This window comes from Streptomyces sp. NPDC008092 (genome assembly GCF_042957285.1).
GTDB lineage: Bacteria > Actinomycetota > Actinomycetes > Streptomycetales > Streptomycetaceae > Streptomyces.
Genome location: NZ_JBIBHY010000013.1, coordinates 230,260 through 253,392, shown reverse-complemented (window position 1 = coordinate 253,392; position 23,133 = coordinate 230,260). Strand labels below are relative to the sequence as shown.

The window sequence follows — 23,133 nt, the reverse complement described above, 5'->3', positions numbered from 1 at the left end:
ACAGGAAGTTAAAAAGACTCACTAATTAAGAAGTCGGCAAAATCGAGCGATTTCAAAATACCAAAGAGAGAGTCGGCTACGACCTCACTACTTCGACTCTCGCACCCGAAAAGATCTCCATAATTATATCCAGATAAGATGCCCGACCATCGCCAGTCTCCACAAATCTCCCCGCAAGGAACCTTTGGGCCACCTCAAACCTCTCCCATACGAGCGTGAACGGTGCGCTCGCGCCGTACCCTCCCATCAAGCAATCCTCAAGGGCCATAAGCGTCGACCCAAAGTATCCCCCTGCCCCATTTACAGCTTCTCCGACCGCCAAATAAAAACTAGCCAGGTCCTCCACATATCTACCATCGAGCACGAATGCACCCGTTGCAGGATTATCCGACACCCTGGTCGAAGTATTCGGATGATACATCCGCACTACTTCAAGCCATCCTTCTCGCTCCCCTACAGGCAGGTCGGACCAAGCATTCTTGAACTCCGGCGGATGCTGCCGCCAGATGTCCCATACTCCTCCGGCGCCAACACTCGGAACTTTGTCGACCGTTCCCGTGATGGCTGCACGAACAGCACCTCCCTCAGTAGCCGAAAATCCACCGATCTCCGCCGAGCCTACAAAATACTCACCAATACCATCCCCGTCAGATCCAAGAACCCGAATCATAACGTTGCCGATTTTTCTCTTTCTGTGCGAACCGCTCTCCGCCCCGCGGAACAAAGGATGATTCAGAATCAATCCGATAACTTCGAAATTCAACCTATTAATGGATTCACCGTCCCACTCTTCAAAATCAGCATAAGCGCTCCTATTCCCTACGAAGAAGCCATCCAACTCGGCAAATCTACCCAATTCTGAACCATCTTCATCGTCAACAATAGAAAACCTCTGGAGGCTTCCGCGAGGGCTAGTCATACCTCTTACTCCAATACGAACTCAGGATAACAATCAAGATAACACGCGGCCGCCTGCGCTAGAAGCAGACGACCGCTTGCCTTGCTAGCGAGCCAATACCCTACACAAGAATCCGGTGGGTCCTTGCATGCGGCCGTCAGCCGCCATCCGGATACCACGGGCCGGGGAATAGCTTGATACTTGAATAATGGTCCGTGGTGTAACCAAGTTGCCCACTTGGATTTCGAAGGATTCTCCATTCATCACTCGGTGCACCAGGGACCTCCCATTCCGTAGATCCACCCCATCTCCGTTTCACGGCTGGGGGGACATTTTTCCTGTTGCCCGTCCAAATTTTTTGTACCCCATCATCGTCAAGTCGAGGCGTTCCTCCACCTGTAATTATCTCTTCATATTGTTCACGGATCTTCGCCGGTACAGGATTAGGGTCTGAGAGTCTGGGCCCGCTCGCCGAACTATCGGCTTCGTTGAATACTTTGTTGATGTCGTCGGCGAGGCCCTTCGTGCCGTAGCCCGCCAGCGCGGCGCCGCCTGCGGCTGTGGCGACTCCGGCCGCTGCGGCCGGGGCTCCCACGAGGCAGCCTATGCCGGAGAGACAGATGACGACCCCGCCGCCGGCCACGTCGGCCCCGACGTTGGTGATGAAGATCCCCAGGGCCGTCTCACCTGCGTGGATGACCAGGTTCGGACCGTTGTCGAGGATGGCGTGGCCGTAGTTCTTCAGGCTCTGCCACCACTGGTGCAGCTTCGACTTCTGCTGCTGTTCCTTGCGCTCGTAGTCCTGGATCGCATTGATGAGCTTGCGCTTGAAACTGGGCTTCTTGTACGGCGAGTAGTCGGAGCAGTTGTGCGCGTTGCAGAGGTCACCGAAGCCCTGGGCATTGGCGAGGTCCTGTGAGATGGGCGGAGCACCAGGCACCACGGGCTTGTTCATGGTGGGGTCGGCCCACCAGTTGTCCAGGCCGGTCGGGTCGGACCCGGTGGTCGGGTTGTTGCCGGAATAGTCGTACCCGGCGAGCTGGGTGGGATCGGTGGATTCCAGGACCGGGTCGGCGGACAGGAAACGGCCGTTGGCCGGGTCGTATTCGCGGGCGCCGAGGTTCTCCAGGCTCGTGGCCGGGTCCGGGGTGCCGCCGATATAGCCCTTGTCGCCGGGCCAGGTGGTGGGTGCGGTACCGCGGGTGCCGCCGAAGGGCAGGTACTGGCGGCGGGTGGCGGTCAGGGTCTGGTAGTCGACGGCCAGGCTGTCCGTGCCCTGCCGGTCGGGGATCAGGTACTGGATGTCACCGGTGCTGGACCGCTCGGCGACCGTCGTACCACCGATCGAGTAGTAGCGGGTGCCGGACAGGGCCGAGGTGGAGGTGTTCTCCACGAGTTGCTCGTCGCCCAGGAAGAGCGTGGCCTGCCCCGGATCGGTGCGCAGCACCACATTGCCGTCGGTGTCGTAGAGGTAGCTTGTGGTACCGGCGCTGGTGGTGTCGGTGGCCAGCTTGCCCTGGTCGTTCCAGACCAGGCTCTGGTCACCGGTAGCGCCCCCGGTGATGGTGCCGGTGTCACCGGACAGGTCGTAGGTGTAGGACGCGGTGTTCCTGGCGGCGTCGGGACCGGTCGCGGTGGTGCTGGTGAGGGTGTGGGGCTGGTCGGTGGCCGAGCCCTGGGGCGGGTAGTTGTAGGTGGTCGTGGTGTCGTCGGCCGTGGTCCCCGAGGTGTCGTGGTCTGTCTGGGTCTTGCGGTCGCCGGCCTCGTCGTAGGTCCAGCTCTGCCAGTACGCGTTCGGGCCGCCGACGGACGCGCTGCTGCCAGGGGTGGGAATGGCGGCGCACTGGTCGGTCGCGGTCCAGGCCGCGGACAGGCGGGTGGCGTAGTCGTGCTGGTAGCACTGGGTGTCGGTGACGGCGCCACCACTCTGCTTGTCGGTGGTGGAGGTGACCAGGCCCGCTCCGGCGGACACGCCGCTGCCGCTGTAGGTGTAACTGGTGTCGTCGACGACCGTGGCGGCGGTGGCGTCGGTGGTCTTGGCGTCGGTCAGCGCCCGGGTCTGTGGGTCGTAGGTGAGGGACAGCGCGACCCAGGAGCCGGAGGGGCCCATGGTGTACTGGAGGGGCTGGCCGTACTCGGAGTAGCCGACGGCCGTGACGTAGTCCCAGGAGGCGGTGGCACCGTCGCTGCCGGCGCTGGTGGGCCGGCCGTAGGTGTCGTATCCGTAGTTGACGGTCTCGGCGGGCAGGCCGCCGGAGGCAGGGTCGCCCTGGGAGGCGACGTTTCCGGTGAGGGTGTAGCTGTAGCTGGTGGTGTAGCCGGCGGCGGGGGCGAGGGCGGCCGTGTTGGAGGGCAGGTTCGCCAGAGTCTCCTTGCTGGCCGCGGGTTTGGCCAAGCCGTTGTAGGCCAGGACCGCGTTCGCCACCGACGGGCTGGTGGTGCCCTTCTGGTAGGAGACTGACGAGGTCGGGTACCCCTTCTTCAGGGTGTCGTAGGTCCAGGCAGCGATCTCATCGCCGGTGGAGGTGGCCGCGCCGCCGGTGGTGTCGTAGGCGAAGGTCTTCCGGCCGTCCTTGTCGTAGGTGTACGTGGTCTGCTTGCTGCGGGCGTCCGTCACCGTCAGGAGCTGGCCGGCGTTGTCGTACGTCGAGTGCGAGGTTCCGGTGTCCGGGTCGGTGGCGGAGGTCTGGTTGCCGAGCAGGTCGTACGTCCAGGACCAGGAGTTCCCGGCGGCATCGGTCTCGGTGGCCTGCTTCCCGCTGGGGAAGTAGGTGTAGTGGGTGTCGGAGTAGTCCGAGGCCGGGTCGTTGACCGGGTCCGCCGCAGCGCCTGCGTGGTACTCGTACAGGTCCGTGGTCCTGCCGCGCGCATCGGTCAGGACGCTCTTGGCGGTGCCGCCGGCCGGGGGGACGGTGGTGGTGACGTTGCCGCCGTAGGCGGTGGTGGTCCGCCATGTTTCCGTGCCGAGGGCGTAGGAGACGGCGGCGGTCTGACGTCCCGCGCCGTCGTACGCGAAGCCGGTCTCGGAGGGGATCTGCCCGTCCTGCGCCTGGACCAGGGTGGAGCCGGGGGCGCCGGTGGTGTAGTAGGGGTCGGTGGTCTTGGCGGTCAGGCCATCGGTGTTGTAGACGGTGTCGGTGACGAGCCGGCCACCGTCCACGGTTCCGGTCTGGGCCTCCCGGGTACGCAGCAGTGCGTCGTAGAGGACTTCGCTGGTGCGGTAGGTGCCGTCGTCGTTGAGGGTCTGGGTGGTGACCACCGAGGGCGCGCTGTTGGACAGGCCGTAGGAGTCCTTGTAGATAGCTGATGATATGCCCGGCTTGAACACGGCGGTCAGCCGGCCCAACGCGTCGTACTGCTCCGTCGTCACGTATCCGCCGGCGTCGGTGGACTTCAACGGCAGCTCACGAAGTGCGTCGTAGGTGGTGGTCGTCGTGTAGGTGAGCGGGTCGGTGACGGTGACCGAGGTGGGCTCCGCGCCGGTGGTCGGGGTGTAGACGGTGGAGGTTTTGCGGTTGTCCGCATCGGTGGCCGTCAGGGTGCGCCCGTACTGGTCCACCGTGCTGGTGGCCATCGTGGTGAAGGTGGGCGTGGAGCCGGTGTAGGCGGTGGCCTGCTGCACCATGGTGGTGTCGCCGGTGGTGGGGGCGGTACCGAACGCGGTGGAGAGGTCGTAGTAGGTACGGGTGTCGGAGACCGCGTCGGCCGGCAGCGATGGAGTGGCCGAGCACTTCACCGCGACCGTCGTTTCCTCGTCCGGCGCGTTCAGGATCCATGCGGTGGTGTTGTCCGCGAAGGTGGTCGTGGAGCAGAGGTCGTCCGCGGCGGTGGAGACGTCGCCCAGGTCATCCGTCTGGTTGACGCGTCCGCGAGAGTCGTGGGTGTAGTCGGTCTCGGTCTCCCGGGTGCCGCCGGAGGACAGGGAGGTGTACACGCGCTGCTTACTGTCGCCGGTGAAGTAGGCGTGCTGGACCGGGAGGCCGCCGCCCACCGTGTGGGTGGCGGTCGCGGCGGACGTCCAGGGGTCGGCGATGGTGTCGGTGACGACCTTGCCGCTGCCCGAGCCGTTGTAGCCGATCGTCTCGTACGTCGTTCCCGCGTACTGGTCGAGATCGGCGATGCCCGTGTCGCCCCGGGAGTCGGTGACCGTCGCCGACCGGGTGCCGCCGCCCGGCAGGGTGTCACCGTCGATGCCCCGGAAGTAGGTGTAGTCGGTCTCGGTGACCGGGTCCGGTGCGGTTCCGGTGGTGACCTTCATGCCCTGGTAGCCGCGCCACTGGTTCCAGGTGCGCTGGTCGGACGGGGTGAGCGGGTTGTCGTCGTAGTGCCAGGCGGGGGTGCCCACGGGGGTGTAGTGGGTGGCGATGGTGTCGTTGACGCCGCCGCCCGTCGGGTCCTGTTGGGTGACGCCGGTGACGATGTACTTGTTGAACCAGTCCTGGATCGGTGTGGTCTGGCCGTCCGGGGTCCAGTAGGCCGGGTAGCACAGCTTGGTGTTCTGGCTCGGGTCGCTCGGGGTTCCGGAGGCGCAGGCCGCCGAGGAGTAGGCGACGTTGATGATGCCGCCCGTCTCCGTGGTGATGGTGTTGAGCCGGTGGCGGGTGATCGGCGGATAGCCGTCGGTGACGTTGACGCGGTTGGACAGCGCCGTGCCGGTGAGGGTGACAGCGGGGGTGGAGATGGAGGCGGTAGAGCCTCCGGCGCTGGTGTCCTGCCCGGTACGGACGATCGAGGACAGCCACAGGGAGGCGGTGGTGGAGTCGCCGGTGGCCGGGAAGGAGTGGGTGAAGGTCCAGGAGTCGACGTTGGTCTCGGTGGTGCCGACCAGGGCCTGGGTCTGGATGCCGGTGAGTTCGTACTCCGACCAGAAGGTCGGGGAGTTGACCGAACACGACGCGCCACTCGCGCAATTGAGGTCGTACGGGACGTCGGGCCAGTTGGCCGCGGTCGAGGAGGACAGGCCCGAGGTCGCACAGCCGGCGGCGGAGGTGGAGCAGCGGCCGTTGACGGAGAAGGTGACCTGGCCGGCCGGTGAGGTGGAGTACACCGCACCGGCCCGCTGCCCGTACATGATCTTGTTGAGGTAACCGCCGCGAATGTAGGAAGTGTTGGCGGTGGTGCCCAGGTCGCGGGCGTAGTAGTTGGTCTCGGTGGTGTAGAAGTACGAGACCGTGTCCTGGTGGGCGTCGACAACGTAGTCGAGGTTCCAGCGGTAGGCCTGCTGGCACCAGGAGTTGGCGAACGTCGCGTTGTAGCAGGGCTGGCCGGAGGCGGTGGCGTAGACCGGCTCGGTCCATACCGAGTTGGTGGCCGTGTTCCCGCTGGCGTAGCCCGGCAGTTGATTCTGCCCGAAGTAGTACTGGGTGCCATCGTCCGTGGTGACGACCCAGTACTCGCCGTTCTGGGCCCCGTTGGTGGCTCCGGTCTTGTACTGCACCCGGTCGCCGGAGTCGTCCTGGGCGTGCCAGTCGCCGGTGGTGTCGTCCTTGACCAGGGTGGTGGACTGGCCGCCCAGGGACAGGGTGATCGTGTTGTTGCTGGACCAGCAGTTGTCCTGGGTCTTGGTCGTGCCGGCCGGGTTCTCGTGGCACGACTGGTACGACCGCTCGATGTAGCCGGGGCTGTACTCGAAGCCGTCGCCGATCCAGGAGGCCTGGTTGTTCGTGGAGGAAGTCAGACCGTCCTGGGACTGCGAGTTGTAGTCCAGCGAGATCTTCGGTTCGAGCCCGCCCGGTACCGCCGGCGTGTCGATGGGGTAGGACCAGTTGAAGGCGTCCGTGCTGCCGCCCGCCTGCCACGTTCCGGACGGCTTCAGCGACGTCGCCGAGTAGTCGCCGCCACCTCCGCCCGCCGACGAGGTCGCCGCCACCACCACCGACGCCTGTTCCGTCACGGTGCTGCTCTTCGCCGCGGGGAAGGTGACGTCCGCGCTCAGCCGGTGCGCGGTGCTGTCGTTCGCGGACGTGAGCGGTGTCTCGGTGCGGCAGCGGGCCAGCCGGGGCGTGGTCAGAGCGCACGCGGGCAGCGTGACCAGGTGCAGGCGGGAAGCCCAGTCGGCGCCGAAGGCGGCAGTGAACGCCGAGTAGTCCAGCTTGAGGCCGACCCGGCTTTCGACGTTGCTGCCGTCGTTGCGATCCAGGCCCAGCAGGACGCCGTTCACGCCTGCGGCGCTCGCCTTGCTGCGGGTCAGCACTCGCACGCCGACGGCCGGTGGAGTGGCGGCCGTGGTTCTCCCGGCCTGCCCGGCGTTGCGCTTCGCCGCGGCTGCGGTCTTCGCCGGGCCTATCCACACCGGGAGCGACCCGGCACGTATCGCCGCGCCGGATGCCTGCTTCGATTTCGTCCCGGCCCCGCTCAGGGTGACCTTCGCCGTACCGGAGGGCCATGAGATGTGCGGGGGCCGGTAGGCCGGCATGGGTTTGGGCTGGTGGTAGCGCGAGGCCACAGCGGTGACCGGCACCGGTTTGTCATGGGCGGGGGTGGGCGCCTGATGCTGACTGGCCGCGGCGGCCGGGGTTGCCTGTAGGACTCCGGCGCATAACGCCATCGTGGCGAGAGCCGCGGTGGGGGCGCGCAGTGCAACGCGGCCCAGCCACGCGCGTGCGGCCAGGCTCGCTCGGACCGCCTTGCTGCCCCGGCGTCTACCAGAAACCACAGCGTCCCGCCCCTCGGTGTCCACAAAGATCACTCGATCCGAGCGGACGCTACCCACCCATTGACCTTCAACGAACCCTTCAATCAAGTCATGACTGGACCTTTACGTCGCTTACATGACAACATTCCGCGGCCAATTGGGCGGAATGATCGCCTCCAGCCACCCCGCCCCTCTGTTCACGGACAACGGCGGACTCCTAGCGTCGTGAAGCACTGGATCTTCAGGTCATCAGACAGAGGTGGATCTCCCCATGCGATGGCACCACATACCCGCCGCACGCAGAACCACCGGCCGGAGCAGAGCCGCGGTTACCGCCGTGCTTGCCCTGGTCGCCGCCACAGCAAGCCTTTCCCCTGCGTATGCCGACGCCCCTGGGGGCACGGCCGTCTACTCCTCCGGCGCATCCGCCCCGGTCGCCGAAGACACGCCCGAGCCATCGGATCTGCCGCAGCTGCCGAACGGTTACGGCCCGTCAGCCGCTCAGCTCGAAGCGATGGAGACCGCTGCGGCGACCGCCCGGGAGACCGGGAAGGCCGTCATGGTCAGCTCGTTGACGACCCCCGTCCAGCAGGTGACCGCCAGTCCCGGCGGCGGATTCCAGTTGTCGGCCAACCCCGAGCCCGTGCGGACCCAGCAGCGCGGCAGCTGGGTCGCCGTCGACATGACACTGCATCACAACGGTGACGGCACCTGGTCCCCGGCCGCGACCGCGTACGGCACGGTGTCCTTCTCCGGCGGCGGCCACGCCCCATTAGCCACCACCCATTACGACGGCGTGAGCATGGCCGTCTCCTGGCCGGGCACGCTGCCCGCTCCCGTCGTCAAGGGCGGATCAGCGACGTACCGGTCCGTGCTGCCCTCGGTGGACCTGGTGGTCTCAGCCACCGCAGCAGGAGGCTTCACCGACACCCTGGTCGTCAAGTCCCCTGCCGCCGCCCGGAACCCGGCGCTGGCCACCTTGCGTCTGGGCACCCAGGTGACCGGCGGCCGCCTGACCAGGGGCAGCGCGGACAACCTCGCACTGCGGGACACCCGCGGCCGGAACCTCATGGACGCTGCCAGCCCACTGATGTGGGACTCCAACACCGTGCTGCCGAAACCGGCCGCCAAGAAGGCGCGTACGGCAGGCACGGCCAAGGTCGCCGCGGACTCCTCGGACGCCGCACACCCCGGACTGGCCGCGCGTGAGGCGCCGGTCGCCACGAAGGTGTCCGCCTCGCAGCTGTCCCTCGTGCCGGACGCGCGGATGCTGAAGGCCCACTCCACGGTGTTCCCGGTCTATATCGACCCCACCTTCAACTGGCATCCCTACGATCCCGCCGCCCCGGCCTTCGACGAGGTCAAACAGGGCTGCCCCAACAAGTCCTTCTACAACCAGACCGGCGCACTCGCCGACGACGGATACCTGGGGGTCGGCTACAACGGCTGGCAGGAAGGCTCCTGCTACACAGGCAAAGAACACGCGATCTACCAGTGGAAGCTGTCCTCCACCATCTTCGGCGCGCACATCAACAGCGCCACCGTCAACGCCACCGAGATCTACTCCGCGTCCTGCTCCAGCTCCTACACCGTCAACCTGCACTGGTCCGGAGGCATCGGGTCGGGCACCGACTGGAGCAACCGGCCCGGCTACAACAGCTACTCCACCTCCGCCGGCTACGCCCGCGCCTACAACCCCACGTACTGCCCCTCGAACGGTTCGGTGACCCACGGGCTGAACGTGCTCACGCCGATCAAGCACAACGCCGCCGGTCACTCCGCCACCTTCACCGCCACACTCAGCGAGGACTCCGCCGAGGCCGGCCACGACGACGGCGGCTTCTCCCGCTTCTCGCACAACCCCAGCCTGGAGATCTTCTACAACCTCCCGCCGTCCGTGCCCTCCAAGTCGACGATGGCAGCGGTCGCCGGCGCGGACGACGCGGCGTGCGACACCACCGGCCCCGACTACCCGTTCATGGGCAAGACCATCGCCAGCACCCCACCCGTACTGCGGGCGAAGGTCTCCGATGCCGACAGCGACAAACTGCAGGCGACCTTCCAGTACTGGATCAACGGCTCCACCACCCTGCACACCGGACTCAGCGGCGACAACCTGGCCAGCGGCTCCTACGCCGCCTACAGCCTGCCGTCGAGCTTCATCAACTCGCTGACCAGCGGCCAGATCGTGGACTGGCAGGTCAAGGTCACCGACGGTGAGGACTCCACCTCCTACACCCAGTCCCCGACCTGCCACTTCGTCGCCGAACCCACCGCGCCGAGCGCCCCCACCGTCACGTCGAAGAACAACCTCTACCCCAACACCGACAACGACGGGAGCGCAGGCGCCGCGGCTGGCACCACTGGCACCTTCAACCTGGCCACCAGCGGCGGGGCCGCCGCGACGAAGTTCGTCTACTCCGTCGACGTACCGCCCGCCACCAGCACCCCGCCCGCTTCCCAGGTCGTCACCGCTTCGAGCAACGCCGCCGCGGTGACCATCACCCCCTACTCCCCCGGCCCGCACACCCTGTGGGTGTACGCCGTGGACGCCGCGGGCGACGACTCCGGCGCCACCGGCTACCCGTTCCTGGCCACCGGAGACCCGAACAGCACCACCTGCACCAGCCTCTCCGCGTGCTTCAACAACACCGCCATCAGCGCCGACGCCAACCCCGGCCAGGCCGACATCGACGGCGTCGGCGACAGCTTCTCCGCCACCGACCTCACCACGGCAGGCTGGGCCAGCGGCGGCAAAGTCACCGTCAACGGCGCCACTTTCACCCTGCCCGCGTTCGGCTCCGGACAAAAAGACAACGTTCTGGCCGCCAACCAGACCATCCCCTACAGCGGATCCGGCAGCGCCCTGAACTTCCTCGCCACATCCACCTACTCCGGCCTGTCCACGCCCGGCGCCATCGCCAATGACGACACCGCCCCCTACGTCCCGGCCGGCACCCCGGTGAGCGGTTCCTACTGCTTCAACGGCACCGACCCGGCGGGAGCCTGCGCGGCCACCGGCACCATCACCTACACCGACGGCACCACCGCGAAATACGACCTGACCGTCCCCAACTGGAGCGTCAGCAACGACGTCATCGCCGCCGTGGTCCTGCCGCACCGCAACGACGTCGCGGGACAGGCAGCCTCCCCGCACCGGCTCTTCGCCTTCTCCGTACCCATCGACCCGGCCAAGACCATCGCCTCGGTGACGCTGCCCGATGTGGGCAATCACATCGGCTACCACACCCAGTCGCTGCACATCTTCAGCATGGCCACCCGCAACACCACCACCGGCACCCCTGAGGCCACCGGCACCACCGCCGCCGCACCGGCCAGCCAGAGCTGGACCGGCGCCTGGGCCAACCCCAACGAGGGCCAGTACAACTTCCAGGGCGCCAACTTCTCCAACCAGACGTTCCGTATCGCCCTCCCCGCCTCGATCTCCGGCAACACCGTCCGCATCAAGCTCGACAACGCCCTCGGCACGAGCAAGCTGTCCATCGGCCACGCCACCATCGCCCAGGACTCCGCGTCCGGTGGCCCCTCTGCCGTACCCACCGCCACCCCCACCACCCTCACCTTCGGCGGCAGCCAGTCGGTCACCATCCCCGTGGGCGCCTCCGTCTACAGCGACCCGCTCACCTTCCCTGTCACCGCCAACCACTACCTCCTGGTCTCCTACCAACTCAGCAACTCCGTGCCGTATCTGGTCCAGCACTCGTTCGCCAACAACGCCTACCAGTACGTCACCACCGTCGGCGCCGGGGACAAGACCACCGACACCACCGGCACACCCTTCGACGGCAGCACCGGAACCCTCCAGGGCTGGTTCACCGACCTCGTCACCAACGTCGACGTCACCACCAGCCACACCCCGACCCAAGCAGTGCTCGGTGACGGACTCGTCGACGCCTTCCAGCCCAACACCACCCCCGTCGCCAGCGGAAGCCGCGTCTCCGACACCCTGGAAGGCGCCGAACCCACCACCCCCAGCCCCTACGGCACCATCGCCGAGGGCATCGAGTCCAACGACCTCATGACCGACAACCCCCAGACCTACAACGCCAAAACCCTCGGCGGCCCCTCAGCACTCTCCCGCATCGACCGCGACATCCTCGACCAGCCCGGCATCAGCAGCGTCGTGGTCTACGAAGGGCTCGAAGATCTCCTCGGCGGCAGCACTCCGGACGACCTGGAAGCCAACGGCTACACCGCCCTCGTCCAACAACTCCAGGGCTGGGGCATCTCCACCACCCTGACCTCCCTCACCCCCTGCGATGGCTTCGCCGGCGACGGTGCCGCCGCCAACGACCCCTGCACCAGCACCGTCGACGCCAACCGCACCGACGTCAACGGCTGGCTCGACGACATGGACCTCGGCAGCCCCTGGTCCACCCCGCCGGTCTACTTCGCAGACTTCGACACCGCCCTCGCCGTACCCGACACCGGCAACGGCGAGAACAAACTCGCCACGGCCGCCGACACCGGAGACCACGTCAACCTCACCAACTCCGGATACGCCGCCGAAACCCTCGCCATCCTCTCCCCCCACGACACCTGGGCCCTCGACGACGGCGACGGCTTCACCATCGCCAACGACACCGCCCCCACCGACACCCCCTACACCGTCAACGACACCACCGGCGTCGGCAGCAACACCCTCACCCTCAACGGCACCACCACCTGGACCAACGACACCACCCGCGGCGAAGCCCTCACCTTCGACGGCACCACCGGCTACGCCGCCGGCAGCGGCCCAGCACTCAACACCACCGGCAGCTATTCCGTCTCGGCATGGGTGAAACCCTCCTCACTGCCCACCCGCAACGCCACCGTCGCAGCCCAGGACGGCACCCAGAACAGCCCCTTCTCCCTCCAGTACGACTACGCGGACACCGACAGCCCGCGATGGGCCCTCACCTTCGCCAACACCGACACCGCCAACCCGGCCTTCACCGTCGCCGAGTCGACCACAGCAGCCGCCGCCAACACCTGGACCCACCTGGTCGGCACCTACGACGCCACCACAAAGACCGCCCAGCTCTACGTCAACGGCACCCTCGCCGCCGCTGCCACCGGCGTCACCTCCTGGAACGCCGCCAACACCTTCACCATCGGCCGCAGCCTCTACAACGGCAGCAACACCGACTTCTTCCCCGGCCTGATCAGCACCGTCCAGGCCTGGAACTACGCCCTCACCCCCAACCAGGTGACCGCCCTCTACCAACAAATCCCCTGACCGCTCCCGCCGTGGGTGCTCCCGGCCCGACAGCCAGGAGCACCCACGGCGGTGAACCACATGAGCCCCAAGTTCTGCTGAGGCCTCTGCTCGTCCTGACTGGCCTCCTGACCATCACGCAGAGCCGGTATCTTCGGAAGCTGGCTCAAGGGGTCGATCGCCCGCACATTGCCATGCGTCCACGCCGGCCAACGCCGAGCTGCCACCAGCCCGCTTCATCCGGGATGCCGGGTCGATCTATAAGACAGCGCTCCGGAGCATCGGGCGACGGGTTCCGAGATCGTCACGCACTCCAGGTGATGCCTCATCACCCTCGCATCGGTGACAGGTTCAGGCACTACACCGCACTCCACACGGTGCACCCGCTCGGCACTCCACAAGAGGTCGAGCAGACCTATCGGATCCACGAACGCGCAGTTCAGATGGCCTTTGCTGCAGGCTCCAGAATCGCCACGCACTCCACGTGATGCGTCATCGGAAACAGGTCGAACGCCCGCAGTGTCCGCACCCGGTACCCCCCGTCCCGGAAGTACGCCAGGTCGCGGGCGAGTGCTGCCGGGTCGCAGGCCACGTAGGCGATGCGGCGGGCGCCCAGCGACGCCAGGTGGGCGACCGTGTTGCGGCCGGCGCCCGCGCGGGGCGGGTCGAGGACGATGAGGTCGACCTCCGTGATGCCCGTGCGCGGGAGGACCGACTCGACCTTGCCCTGTTCGACGCGGACCCGCGGGAAGTCGGCGAGGTTGTGGCGGGCGTCCTCCACCGCGCGCTTGCCGGACTCGATGCCGAGGACCGCGCCCTTCTCGCCGAGGCGGTCGGCGAGGGCGCCGGCGAAGAGGCCGACGCCGCAGTAGAGGTCGAGCGCCATCTCGCCCTTGCGCGGGAGGAGGCCCTGCATGACGGCGGTGACCAGGGTGTCCGCCGCCTTCGGGTGGACCTGCCAGAAGCCGCCGCTGCCGACCCGGTGGGTGCGGCCGTCGGCGCGTTCGCGGACGAAGGCGCGGCCGTGGACGCGGTGGATGCCGCCGTCGTGCTCGTCGACCCGCATCACCGAGACGGGCCTGTCGAGTTCGACGAGGGGGAGGCGGGCGCCGGGCCGCGGTTCCAGGATGACCATGCGGTCCTGGGAGCCCGTCGCGGCGATCGCGTCGACCGAGACCATGCCCGACCAGTCGCGTTCCTCGATGCCCAGCTCGGTGATGCCCGGTGCCGCGATCATGCAGTGCTCGATCGGCTCCACCTCGTGCGAGCGGTGCCGGCGCAGTCCCGCGTTGCCGTCGGCGTCGACGGCGTACTGCACGCGCGTGCGCCACTGCGGCACCTCGCCGGCCGGCAGCTTGTCACCCTCGGCGGGCATCACCGTGCCGTCCCAGCCGACGTCCTCGGGCGTGAGGCCCGCGAGCCGCTGGAGCTGCTCGGCGATCACCTCGCCCTTGAGCCGGCGCTGGGCGCCCGGCTTGGCGTGCTGCCAGTCGCAGCCGCCGCAGCGGCCGGGGCCGGCGTAGGGGCAGGGGGCCGGCACCCGGTCCTTGGACGCGTCCAGGATGTCCACCGCGTCCGCGCGCAGGAAGCGGGCCCCCTCCTCGCCCTCGGTCACCCGGGCCACGACCCGCTCACCGGGCAGGGCGTGCCGGACGAACAGCACCTGGCCCTCGGCGGTCCTGGCGATGCAGTGCCCGCCGTGCGCGACCGGGCCGACCTCGACCTCGTACTCCGTCCCCACCAGCGATTTCTTCGGTTCTGCCTGCATGGCGGGGTGACTCCAGATCAAGGGGGAGGGAAACGGCCCGGGCGGGGGCCGACGACAGCCCACCAGTCTACGTGGTCGCCGGTGCCTGCCGTGTCCGCACCGGGGGGGGCGGAGACGGTCCCCCTCGGAGACGGCCCCTCCACCGGAGACGGCCCCTCCGCCGGAGACGGCCCCTCCGCCGGAGACGGCCCCTCCGCCGGAGACGGCCCCTCCGCCGGAGACGGCCCCTCCGCCGGAGACGACCGCCCGCCGTCGGAAACGACCGCCCTCCCTCCGTGCGGCCCGCGCTCCCCGCCCCGTCAGCCGCCGCTGTGCTCCTTGGGCCGGTGCTCCGCCGGACCGCGCCGGACCGCGCCGGGCGCGTTCCACTCCTGGCGCTTGCGCGCCCGGTTCTTCGCCGCCTCCGAGGACACCAGCTGGTAGGGCACCGACGTCACCATCACGCCGGGCGTGAACAGCAGCCGGCCCTTGAGGCGCAGCGCGCTCTGGTTGTGCAGGATGTGCTCGTACCAGTGGCCGACCACGTACTCCGGGATGATCACGGAGACCGCGTCCCGCGGGGACTGGGCGCGCAGGCCCTTCACGTACTCGATGATCGGCCGGGTGATCTCGCGGTACGGCGAGTCGAGGACCTTCAGCGGTACGTCTATCCCGCGCCGCTCCCACTCCTCGCGCAGCGCCTTCGTCTCCGCCGGGTCGACGTTGACGGTGAGCGCCTCCAGGGTGTCCGAGCGCATGAGCTTGGCGTAGGCCAGGGCGCGCAGGGTGGGGCGGTGGATCTTGGAGATGAGGACGACCGAGTGGACGCGGGACGGGCGGACGAGGTCGTCGTCGGGCTCCTCGGGGGCCGAGATCTCCTCGGAGACGCGGTCGTAGTGCTTACGGATCGCGGTCATCGTGGCGTAGAAGATGCACATGCCGAGCAGCGCCACCCAGGCGCCGTGGGTGAACTTCGTGACCAGGACGACGACCAGGACCAGGCCGGTGAAGAAGGCGCCGAACGCGTTGATCGCGCGGGAGCGGATCATGTGGCTGCGCTTGGCGGGGTCCTTCTCCACCGCCAGGTGGCGGTTCCAGTGCCGGACCATGCCGGTCTGGCTGAGCGTGAAGGACACGAAGACGCCGACGATGTACAGCTGGATCAGGCGGGTCGAGTCGGCGCCGTAGATGACCGTGAGCAGGGCGGCGGCGCCGGCGAGGAGCACGATGCCGTTGGAGAAGGCGAGGCGGTCGCCGCGGGTGTGCAGCTGGCGCGGCAGGTAGCGGTCCTGGGCGAGGATCGAGCCGAGCAGCGGGAAGCCGTTGTACGCGGTGTTCGCGGCGAGGAAGAGGACCAGGGCGGTGGCCGCGGCCAGCACGACGAACAGGAAGCTGCCCTTGCCGAAGACGGCCTCGGCGACCTGGGAGATCACCGGGTTCTGGACATAGCCGGAGCCCAGCGCGACGCCGTTGTGGATCAGGTCGGTGGCCGGGTTCTCGGCCATGCGGACCTTGGTGACCGCGGCGAGCGCGATGATGCCGCAGAACATGGTGACGGCGAGCAGGCCCATCGCGGCCAGCGTGGTCGCCGCGTTCTTCGACTTGGGCTTGCGGAAGGCGGGGACGCCGTTGGAGATCGCCTCGACACCGGTGAGCGCCGCACAGCCGGAGGAGAAGGCGCGCAGGAGGAGGAAGACCAGGGCGAAGCCCGCCAGTCCCTGGTGCTCGGCCTTGATGTGGTAGTCCGCGGTCGGGGCGCGCATCGTGTCCCCGAGGACCAGCCCCCGGAACGCACCCCACGCGATCATGATGAAGACGCCGCCGACGAACACGTACGTCGGGATCGCGAAGAGCTTGCCGGACTCCTTGACGCCGCGCAGGTTCATCAGCGTGAGCAGCACGATCACGGTGACCGCGCACAGCACCTTGTGCTCGACGACGAAGGGGATCGCGGAGCCGAGGTTCTCGATGCCGGAGGCGATGGAGACGGCGACGGTCAGGACGTAGTCGACGAGCAGCGCGCTGGCGACGGTCAGGCCCGCCTTGGGGCCGAGGTTGGTGGTGGCGACCTCGTAGTCGCCGCCGCCGCTCGGGTAGGCGTGCACGTTCTGCCGGTAGGAGGCGACCACCGTGAACATCAGCACGACGACCGCGACGGCGATCCAGGGGCTGAAGTGGTACGCCGACACGCCCGCGATGGACAGGACCAGCAGGACCTCCCCCGGCGCGTAGGCGACGGAGGACAGCGGGTCGGAAGCGAAGACGGGGAGGGCGATGCGCTTCGGCAGGAGCGTTTCGCCCAGCCGGTCACTGCGCAGAGCCCGCCCGATCAGGATCCGTTTGGGCACGTCGGTCAGTTTGGACACGAGAGAGGATCGTAGGCCTTCCACCTGGCAGGTCTCCAGCCGCAGTACGGGATCTGCCTCCCGAGTGAAAAAGGTGACGGCTGGAACTGCGGATTCCGCAGCTTACGTCCGATCCGTGCCTAGATGGCAGACCCCGCCTGTCTTCGCACTTCGGAGGTCCCATGCCCGCGACCGCAGAGCTGATCGGTGCCACGGTCGCCCTCGTCGGCCTCGGAATCCTCACCGCGTGGAGCGTGCGCAGCATCACTAGGCGATGAGCGGGGCACAGGGGTGCCCGGCTCGGACGGTGCGTGTGTAGCTTGGGCCTCGGTCTGAGAACCTGATGGGGCTGAGCAGTAACTTTTGGACACCGGAAGGACGGTCGTGCACATCGTCATCATGGGCTGCGGCAGAGTGGGTTCCGCTCTCGCCCAGACCCTGGAGCAGCAGGGGCACACGGTCGCCGTGATCGACCAGGACCCCACCGCCTTCCGCAGGCTGGGCCCCGGCTTCGGCGGCCGTCGGGTCACCGGAGTCGGCTTCGACCAGGACACCCTGCGCGAGGCGGGCATCGAGGAGGCCGGCGCCTTCGCCGCCGTCTCCAGCGGTGACAACTCGAACATCATCTCCGCGCGCGTCGCCCGCGAGATGTTCGGCGTGGAGAACGTGGCGGCCCGGATCTACGACCCCCGGCGCGCCGAGGTCTACCAGCGCCTGGGCATCCCGACCGTCGCCACGGTCCGCTGGACCGCCGACCAGATGCTGCGCCGGCTGCTGCCCTCGGGTGCCGAGCCGCTGTGGCGCGACCCCACCGGCGGGGTGCAGCTCGCCGAGGTGCACGCCTCCCCGAAGTGGGTCGGGCACAAGATCAGCAAGCTCCAGGAGGAGACCGGGGTCCGGGTCGCGTTCCTGACCCGGCTCGGCGAGGCCATGCTGCCCACCTCGCAGACGGTCCTGCAGGAGGGCGACCTGGTGCACGTGATGATGCGGACGGACGACGTCGACAAGGTCGAGGCCGCGTTCGCCGGGGGTCCGGAAGAGGAGGGCGGTCACTGATGAGGGTCGCCATTGCCGGGGCCGGTGCCGTCGGCCGCTCGATCGCGGGCGAGCTGCTGGAGAACGGCCACGAGGTCCTGCTGATCGACAAGGCCCCGACCGCCATCTCGGTGGAGCGGGTCCCGCAGGCGGAGTGGCTGCTGGCCGACGCCTGTGAGATCACCTCCCTCGACGAGGCGGCGCTGCAGCGCTGCAACGTCGTGATCGCCGCGACCGGCGACGACAAGGTGAACCTGGTCGTCTCGCTGCTCGCGAAGACGGAGTACGGAGTTCCGCGCGTCGTCGCCCGGGTCAACAACCCCAAGAACGAGTGGCTGTTCAACGAGGCCTGGGGCGTGGACGTCGCCGTCTCGACGCCGCGCCTGATGTCGGCCCTGGTGGAGGAGGCGGTGTCGGTCGGCGACCTGGTGCGCCTGCTGCGCTTCAGCCACGGCGACGCGAACCTGGTGGAGCTGACGCTGCCAGAGGAGTCGGCCCTGGCCGGCACCCAGGTCGGCGACGTGGAGTGGCCCGAGGACACCTCCCTGGTCACGATCATCCGCGGCACCCGGGTCCTCACCCCGTCCAAGGAGGACTCCCTGGAAGCGGGCGACGAGCTGCTGTTCGTGGCGGCCCAGGCCCGTGAGGAGCAGCTGGAGGACCTGCTGTCGGTACGGCGGGAAGACGGCTGACGCGGGCGTGAACGTCAAGAAGGGCGCCCTCCGCTGCGGAGGGCGCCCTTCTCACGTGCGGGGCTACTTGCGGTGGCGCCCGGCGGACGGCTCACCGCTCTCCGCGGCGAGCGCCGCCTTGCGCTCCTCCTCGGCCTTCTCCGCCGCCTCCATCTCCGCGAACACGTCGATAGGCGCCGGCGCCTTGGCGAGGAAGACCCAGGTGAGCCAGACCGCGAGCAGGAACGGCGGGATCTTCAGCGCGACGAGCACCCAGCCGAGCTGGGCGGTGTTCGCCCACCAGTAGAGCGGGAAGAGGATCGCGCACTTGGCGAGCAGGATCAGGCCCCACGCCCAGCTGGCCTTGGCGTACGCCTTCTTGCGGCCGGGGTTGCGGGTGCGCCAGGAGAGGTTCTCCTTGAAGACCGGGCCGAGGATCAGGCCGATCAGCGGGACCCCGCACAGGGTCGTGATGATGTACGCCAGCGCCAGGCCCAGCGTGTAGAGCATGCCGGGGAGGTAGAAGTCCTTGGCGTTGCCGGTCATCATCGCGAAGACGACACCGAAGGCGACGCCGAAGACGCCGCTGAAGGCGTGCTTGACGGTGTCCCGCATGGCGAGGCGGACCACGACCAGCACCACGGAGACCGCGAGGGCGGCGATCGCCGACCAGTGCAGGTCCTTGTTGATGGTGAAGATCGTGACGAAGAGCAGGCCGGGCAGGACCGTCTCGACCATGCCCCGGACACCGCCGAACGCCTCGAAGAGCGCGGCCTCGGTCACCGCCCGCGCGTCCTCCGCCCGGGCGTCCTCCGCCTGCGTGTCTTCGGTCGGCTTGTCGAGCGACGTCACCGGCTACTCCCTACCGAGGGGTCTCAGTTCGTACTTGGGATTGAACAGCACCCGGCGGCCCCGGCTCAGCGAGATCCGGCCCGATGCGATCAGCCTGCGCCCCGGTTCTATGCCGACGATGGAGCGCCTGCCGAGCCACACCACGTCCAGCGCGGCGGAGCCGTCGAACAGCTCGGCCTCCAGGGCCGGGACTCCGGCGCGCGGCCGCAGGGTGACCGTGCGCAAGGTACCAGTAACGGTGACGATCTGCCGGTCGTGGCAGTCGCCGATCCGGACGCAGCCCGCCGTGTCGGCGTCCTCGCGCAGCTCCTCCGACTCCAGGTCCTCCTGGGACGAGGAGAGCCGGTCGAGCATGCGCCGGAACCGGCCGGCCGGCTTTTCCGAACGGGGAACAGCACTCATGTCTGAAGCGTACCGGGGCACACCGACACCGCCGTAGTCCAGCTCACTTCGCGACCCGCCTCACTTTTCGAACCGGTACCCCATCCCCGGCTCCGTGATGAAGTGCTTCGGGTGCGACGGGTCCGCCTCCAGCTTCCGGCGCAGCTGTGCCATGTACACGCGCAGGTAGTTGGTCTCCGTCCCGTACGACGGCCCCCACACCTCCTGCAGCAGCTGCTTCTGGCTGACCAGCCGCCCGGTGTTGCGCACCAGCACCTCCAGGAGGTGCCACTCGGTCGGGGTGAGCCGGACGTCCCGGCCCGCCCGGTTGACCTTCTTCGCGGCCAGGTCGACGGTGAACCCCTCGGTCTCCACCAGGACGTCGTCCTCGGCGCCCCCGGCGACGGGCTCGGCGCGGCGGACGGAGGCCCGCAGCCGGGCCAGCAGCTCGTCCATGCCGAAGGGCTTGGTGACGTAGTCGTCGGCGCCCGCGTCGAGCGCCTCGACCTTCTCGTCGGAGGAGTGGCGGGCGGAGAGGACCAGGATCGGCACCCGGGTCCAGCCGCGCAGCCCCCTGATCACCTCGACGCCGTCCATGTCGGGCAGGCCGAGGTCGAGGACGACCACGTCGGGGTGGCGGGAGGCGGCCAGTTCGAGGGCGGTACGGCCGTCGGGGGCCGCGTCGACCTCGTACTTGCGCGCCTTGAGGTTGATCACGAGGGCGCGCACGATCTGCGGCTCGTCGTCGACCACGAGCACACGGGTCATGAGGCCTGCCTTTCCGGTTCTGCCAAGGGTTCTGCCACGGGTTCCGCCACGCGTTCCGCCACGGCTCGTGCCGCTTCGGTGACCGATCCTGCCGCGCGGAGGCTGAGGACCATGGTGAGCCCGCCGCCGGGCGTGTCCTCGGCGTTCAGGGTGCCGCCCATCGCCTCCGCGAAGCCCCGGGCGACCGCGAGTCCGAGTCCGACCCCGGCGCCGCGCGGAGCGTCACCGTAGCGCTGGAAGGGCTCGAATATGCGTTCCTTTGCCTCGTCGGGCACGCCCGGCCCGCGGTCCACGATCCGCACCTCCACCCGGTCCGCGATGGCGCTGGCGGAGACCAGCACGGGCCGGTCGGGCGGGCTGTACTTGACGGCGTTCTCGACCAGGTTGGCCACCGACCGCTCCAGGAGTCCGGCGTCGGCCTCGACCATCGGCAGGGTCTCGGGGACGTCCAGGTCCACGCTGCCGTCCGGTACCCCGACCAGCGCCATCGGGACCACCTCGTCGAGGTCGGTCTCGTGGACGATCGGGGTGACGGTGCCGGTCTGCAGCCGGGACATGTCGAGCAGGTTGCCGACGAGGTGGTCCAGCCGGTCGGCGCCCTCCTCGATGCCTTCGAGGAGCTCGGCCCGGTCCTCCTCGGACCAGTCCACGTCGTCCGAGCGCAGCGACGTGACCGCCGCCTTGATGCCGGCCAGCGGGGTGCGCAGGTCGTGGCTGACGGCGGCCAGCAGGGCGGTGCGGATCCGGTTGCCCTCGGCGAGCGCGCGGGCCCGCTCGGCCTCCTCCTGGAGGCGCCTGCGGTCCAGTACGACGGCGGCCTGGGCGGCGAAGGCGGCGAGCACCCGGCGGTCCTCGGCGGGCAGCACCCGGCCGGTCAGCGCGAGGGCCATGTGGTCGCCTATCGGCATGTCGACGTCGGCGTCCTCGGGCCGCTCCAGCGCGGGTCCGAAGCCGGCCCGCCCGGCGCAGCTCCACGGCTCGACGTCGCCCGCCCGCTCCAGGAGGGCGGCGGACTCCATGCCGAAGGTCTCCCGGACCCGTTCGAGCAGCTCCTCCAGGCTGGTCTCGCCGCGCAGCACGTTGCCGGCCAGGAAGGAGAGGATCTCCGACTCGGCGCGCAGCCGGGCCGCCTGGTGGGTGCGGCGGGCGGCGAGGTCCACGACCGAGGCGACGGAGAGCGCGACCCCGAAGAAGATCACGATGGCCACGATGTTCTTCGGGTCGGCGATGGTCAGCCGGTGCAGGGGCGGGGTGTAGAAGTAGTTCAGCAGCAGCGACCCGAAGGCCGCCGAGGCCAGTGCCGGGAAGAGCCCGCCGAGCAGCGCGGCCGCGACCGTGAGGGTCAGGAACAGCAGCATGTCGTTGGCGAGGCCGAGGTCGACGGTGTTCAGCAGCAGCGCCATGGCGACGGGGCCGGCCAGTCCGACCAGCCAGCCCGCGATGATCCGGCCCCGGCCGAGCCGGGCGCCCCGGGCCACCGGCAGTCCGCGGCCCTTGCCGGCCTCGCCGTGGGTGACGATGTGGACGTCCAGGTCGGGTCCGGACTCGCGGGCGACGGTGGCGCCGACGCCGGGTCCGAGGACGTACTGCCAGGCCTTGCGGCGCGAGGAGCCGAGGACGATCTGGGTGGCGTTGACGCCGCGCGCGAAGTCGAGCAGGGCCGCGGGTATGTCCTCGCCGACGACGTGGTGGAAGGTGCCGCCGAGGTCCTCGACCAGGGTGCGCTGGACGGCGAGTTCCTTCGGGGAGGCCGAGGTCAGGCCGTCGCTGCGGGAGATGTAGACGGCGAGCACCTCGCCGCCGGCGCCCTTCTCGGCGAGCCGGGCGGCCCGCCGGATCAGCGTCCGCCCCTCGGGTCCGCCGGTGAGCCCGACGACGATCCGCTCCCGGGAGCCCCAGATCGCCGAGACCTGGTGCTCGCTGCGGTACTGCTTCAGGTACTCGTCGACCCGGTCGGCCACCCACAGCAGCGCCAGCTCGCGCAGGGCGGTGAGGTTGCCCGGCCGGAAGTAGTTGGACAGGGCCGCGTCGACCTTGTCGGACTGGTAGATGTTGCCGTGCGCCATGCGCCGGCGCAGCGCCTGGGGCGACATGTCGACCAGCTCGATCTGGTCCGCGCGCCGTACCACCTCGTCGGGCACCGTCTCGCGCTGGCGCACGCCCGTGATGGACTCGACGACGTCGCCGAGCGATTCCAGGTGCTGGATGTTGACGGTGGAGACGACGTCGATCCCGGCGGCGAGCAGCTCCTCGACGTCCTGCCAGCGCTTGGCGTTGCGGGAGCCGGGGACGTTGGTGTGGGCGAGTTCGTCCACCAGGGCGACGGCCGGGGCCCGGTGCAGGACGGCGTCCACGTCCATCTCCGTGAACACGGCACCCCGGTACTCCAGCTCCTTGCGCTGGATCTGCTCCAGGCCGTGCAGCATCACCTCGGTGCGCGGCCGGTCGTGGTGCTCGACGAAGGCGACCACGCAGTCGGTGCCCCGCTCCACCCGCCGGTGCGCCTCGGAGAGCATGGCGTAGGTCTTGCCCACGCCCGGTGCCGCACCGAGATAGATTCGAAGCTTGCCGCGTGCCATGG

11 protein-coding genes are annotated in these 23,133 nt (G+C 68.7%); 3 read left to right on the top strand and 8 right to left on the bottom strand.

The genetic code is table 11. From position 1 onward, the window contains the following. Positions 1–76: 76 nt before the first annotated feature. A complete protein-coding gene (locus tag ACFZB3_RS36375; RefSeq protein ID WP_391383454.1) occupies positions 77–919 on the bottom strand; it encodes a hypothetical protein in 843 nt (280 codons plus the stop codon). A 136-nt stretch (positions 920–1,055) separates the two neighbouring features. Further along, positions 1,056–7,358: an RHS repeat-associated core domain-containing protein gene (locus ACFZB3_RS36370; protein ID WP_391383453.1), complete on the bottom strand. Its 6,303-nt coding sequence runs from the start codon at positions 7,356–7,358 to the stop codon at positions 1,056–1,058. A 688-nt stretch (positions 7,359–8,046) separates the two neighbouring features. On the opposite strand from ACFZB3_RS36370, the gene ACFZB3_RS36365 reads away from it, so the two are divergent. Then, complete coding sequence (locus ACFZB3_RS36365) at positions 8,047–12,774, top strand: LamG-like jellyroll fold domain-containing protein (RefSeq protein WP_391383451.1); 4,728 nt, start codon at positions 8,047–8,049, stop codon at positions 12,772–12,774. Positions 12,775–13,192: 418 nt separating this feature from the next. Here the strand turns inward: ACFZB3_RS36365 and ACFZB3_RS36360 are convergent, their stop codons facing one another. After that, positions 13,193–14,521 (bottom strand): TRAM domain-containing protein, encoded by a 1,329-nt coding sequence (locus tag ACFZB3_RS36360; protein WP_391383448.1) that lies wholly within the window; start codon positions 14,519–14,521, stop codon positions 13,193–13,195. A gap of 299 nt (positions 14,522–14,820) precedes the next feature. After that, positions 14,821–16,866, bottom strand: coding sequence for an amino acid permease (locus tag ACFZB3_RS36355; protein ID WP_391383446.1), 2,046 nt, complete (start codon positions 16,864–16,866; stop codon positions 14,821–14,823). A 363-nt stretch (positions 16,867–17,229) separates the two neighbouring features. Here ACFZB3_RS36355 and ACFZB3_RS36350 point away from each other — a divergent pair, with 363 nt between their 5' ends. Then, the gene (locus ACFZB3_RS36350; protein WP_089104280.1) at positions 17,230–17,901 is read left to right on the top strand and encodes a TrkA family potassium uptake protein; all 672 of its coding nucleotides are present in this window, start codon (positions 17,230–17,232) and stop codon (positions 17,899–17,901) included. After that, positions 17,901–18,572: a TrkA family potassium uptake protein gene (locus ACFZB3_RS36345; protein ID WP_093498623.1), complete on the top strand. Its 672-nt coding sequence runs from the start codon at positions 17,901–17,903 to the stop codon at positions 18,570–18,572. Before ACFZB3_RS36350 ends, ACFZB3_RS36345 begins: the two co-directional genes overlap by 1 nt. Positions 18,573–18,635: 63 nt before the next feature. Here the strand turns inward: ACFZB3_RS36345 and ACFZB3_RS36340 are convergent, their stop codons facing one another. Genes ACFZB3_RS36340 through ACFZB3_RS36325 form a run of 4 tightly spaced genes read right to left on the bottom strand, consistent with a single transcriptional unit; the run spans position 18,636 to position 23,131 of the window. Continuing rightward, a complete protein-coding gene (locus ACFZB3_RS36340; RefSeq protein ID WP_391383443.1) occupies positions 18,636–19,403 on the bottom strand; it encodes a DUF3159 domain-containing protein in 768 nt (255 codons plus the stop codon). 3 nt (positions 19,404–19,406) lie between these two features. Continuing rightward, positions 19,407–19,805, bottom strand: a complete 399-nt coding sequence (locus tag ACFZB3_RS36335) for an OB-fold nucleic acid binding domain-containing protein (protein WP_391383441.1) — start codon at positions 19,803–19,805, stop codon at positions 19,407–19,409. Between the two features lie 60 nt (positions 19,806–19,865). Further along, the gene (locus tag ACFZB3_RS36330) at positions 19,866–20,552 is read right to left on the bottom strand and encodes a response regulator (RefSeq protein ID WP_391383439.1); all 687 of its coding nucleotides are present in this window, start codon (positions 20,550–20,552) and stop codon (positions 19,866–19,868) included. Next, the gene (locus ACFZB3_RS36325) at positions 20,549–23,131 is read right to left on the bottom strand and encodes an ATP-binding protein (protein ID WP_391383438.1); all 2,583 of its coding nucleotides are present in this window, start codon (positions 23,129–23,131) and stop codon (positions 20,549–20,551) included. The genes ACFZB3_RS36330 and ACFZB3_RS36325 overlap by 4 nt, the downstream gene beginning before the upstream one ends. Positions 23,132–23,133 lie beyond the last annotated feature (2 nt).

Excerpts from the sequence above, each read along its gene's own strand:
- ACFZB3_RS36375 (WP_391383454.1), bottom strand. The coding sequence starts at position 919 with ATGACTAGCCCTCGCGGAAGCCTCCAGAGGTTTTCTATTGTTGACGAT.
- ACFZB3_RS36365 (WP_391383451.1), top strand. The coding sequence starts at position 8,047 with ATGGAGACCGCTGCGGCGACCGCCCGGGAGACCGGGAAGGCCGTCATG.
- ACFZB3_RS36360 (WP_391383448.1), bottom strand. The coding sequence starts at position 14,521 with ATGCAGGCAGAACCGAAGAAATCGCTGGTGGGGACGGAGTACGAGGTC.
- ACFZB3_RS36345 (WP_093498623.1), top strand. The coding sequence starts at position 17,901 with ATGAGGGTCGCCATTGCCGGGGCCGGTGCCGTCGGCCGCTCGATCGCG.
- ACFZB3_RS36335 (WP_391383441.1), bottom strand. The coding sequence starts at position 19,805 with ATGAGTGCTGTTCCCCGTTCGGAAAAGCCGGCCGGCCGGTTCCGGCGC.
- ACFZB3_RS36330 (WP_391383439.1), bottom strand. The coding sequence starts at position 20,552 with ATGACCCGTGTGCTCGTGGTCGACGACGAGCCGCAGATCGTGCGCGCC.
- ACFZB3_RS36325 (WP_391383438.1), bottom strand. The coding sequence starts at position 23,131 with ATGGCACGCGGCAAGCTTCGAATCTATCTCGGTGCGGCACCGGGCGTG.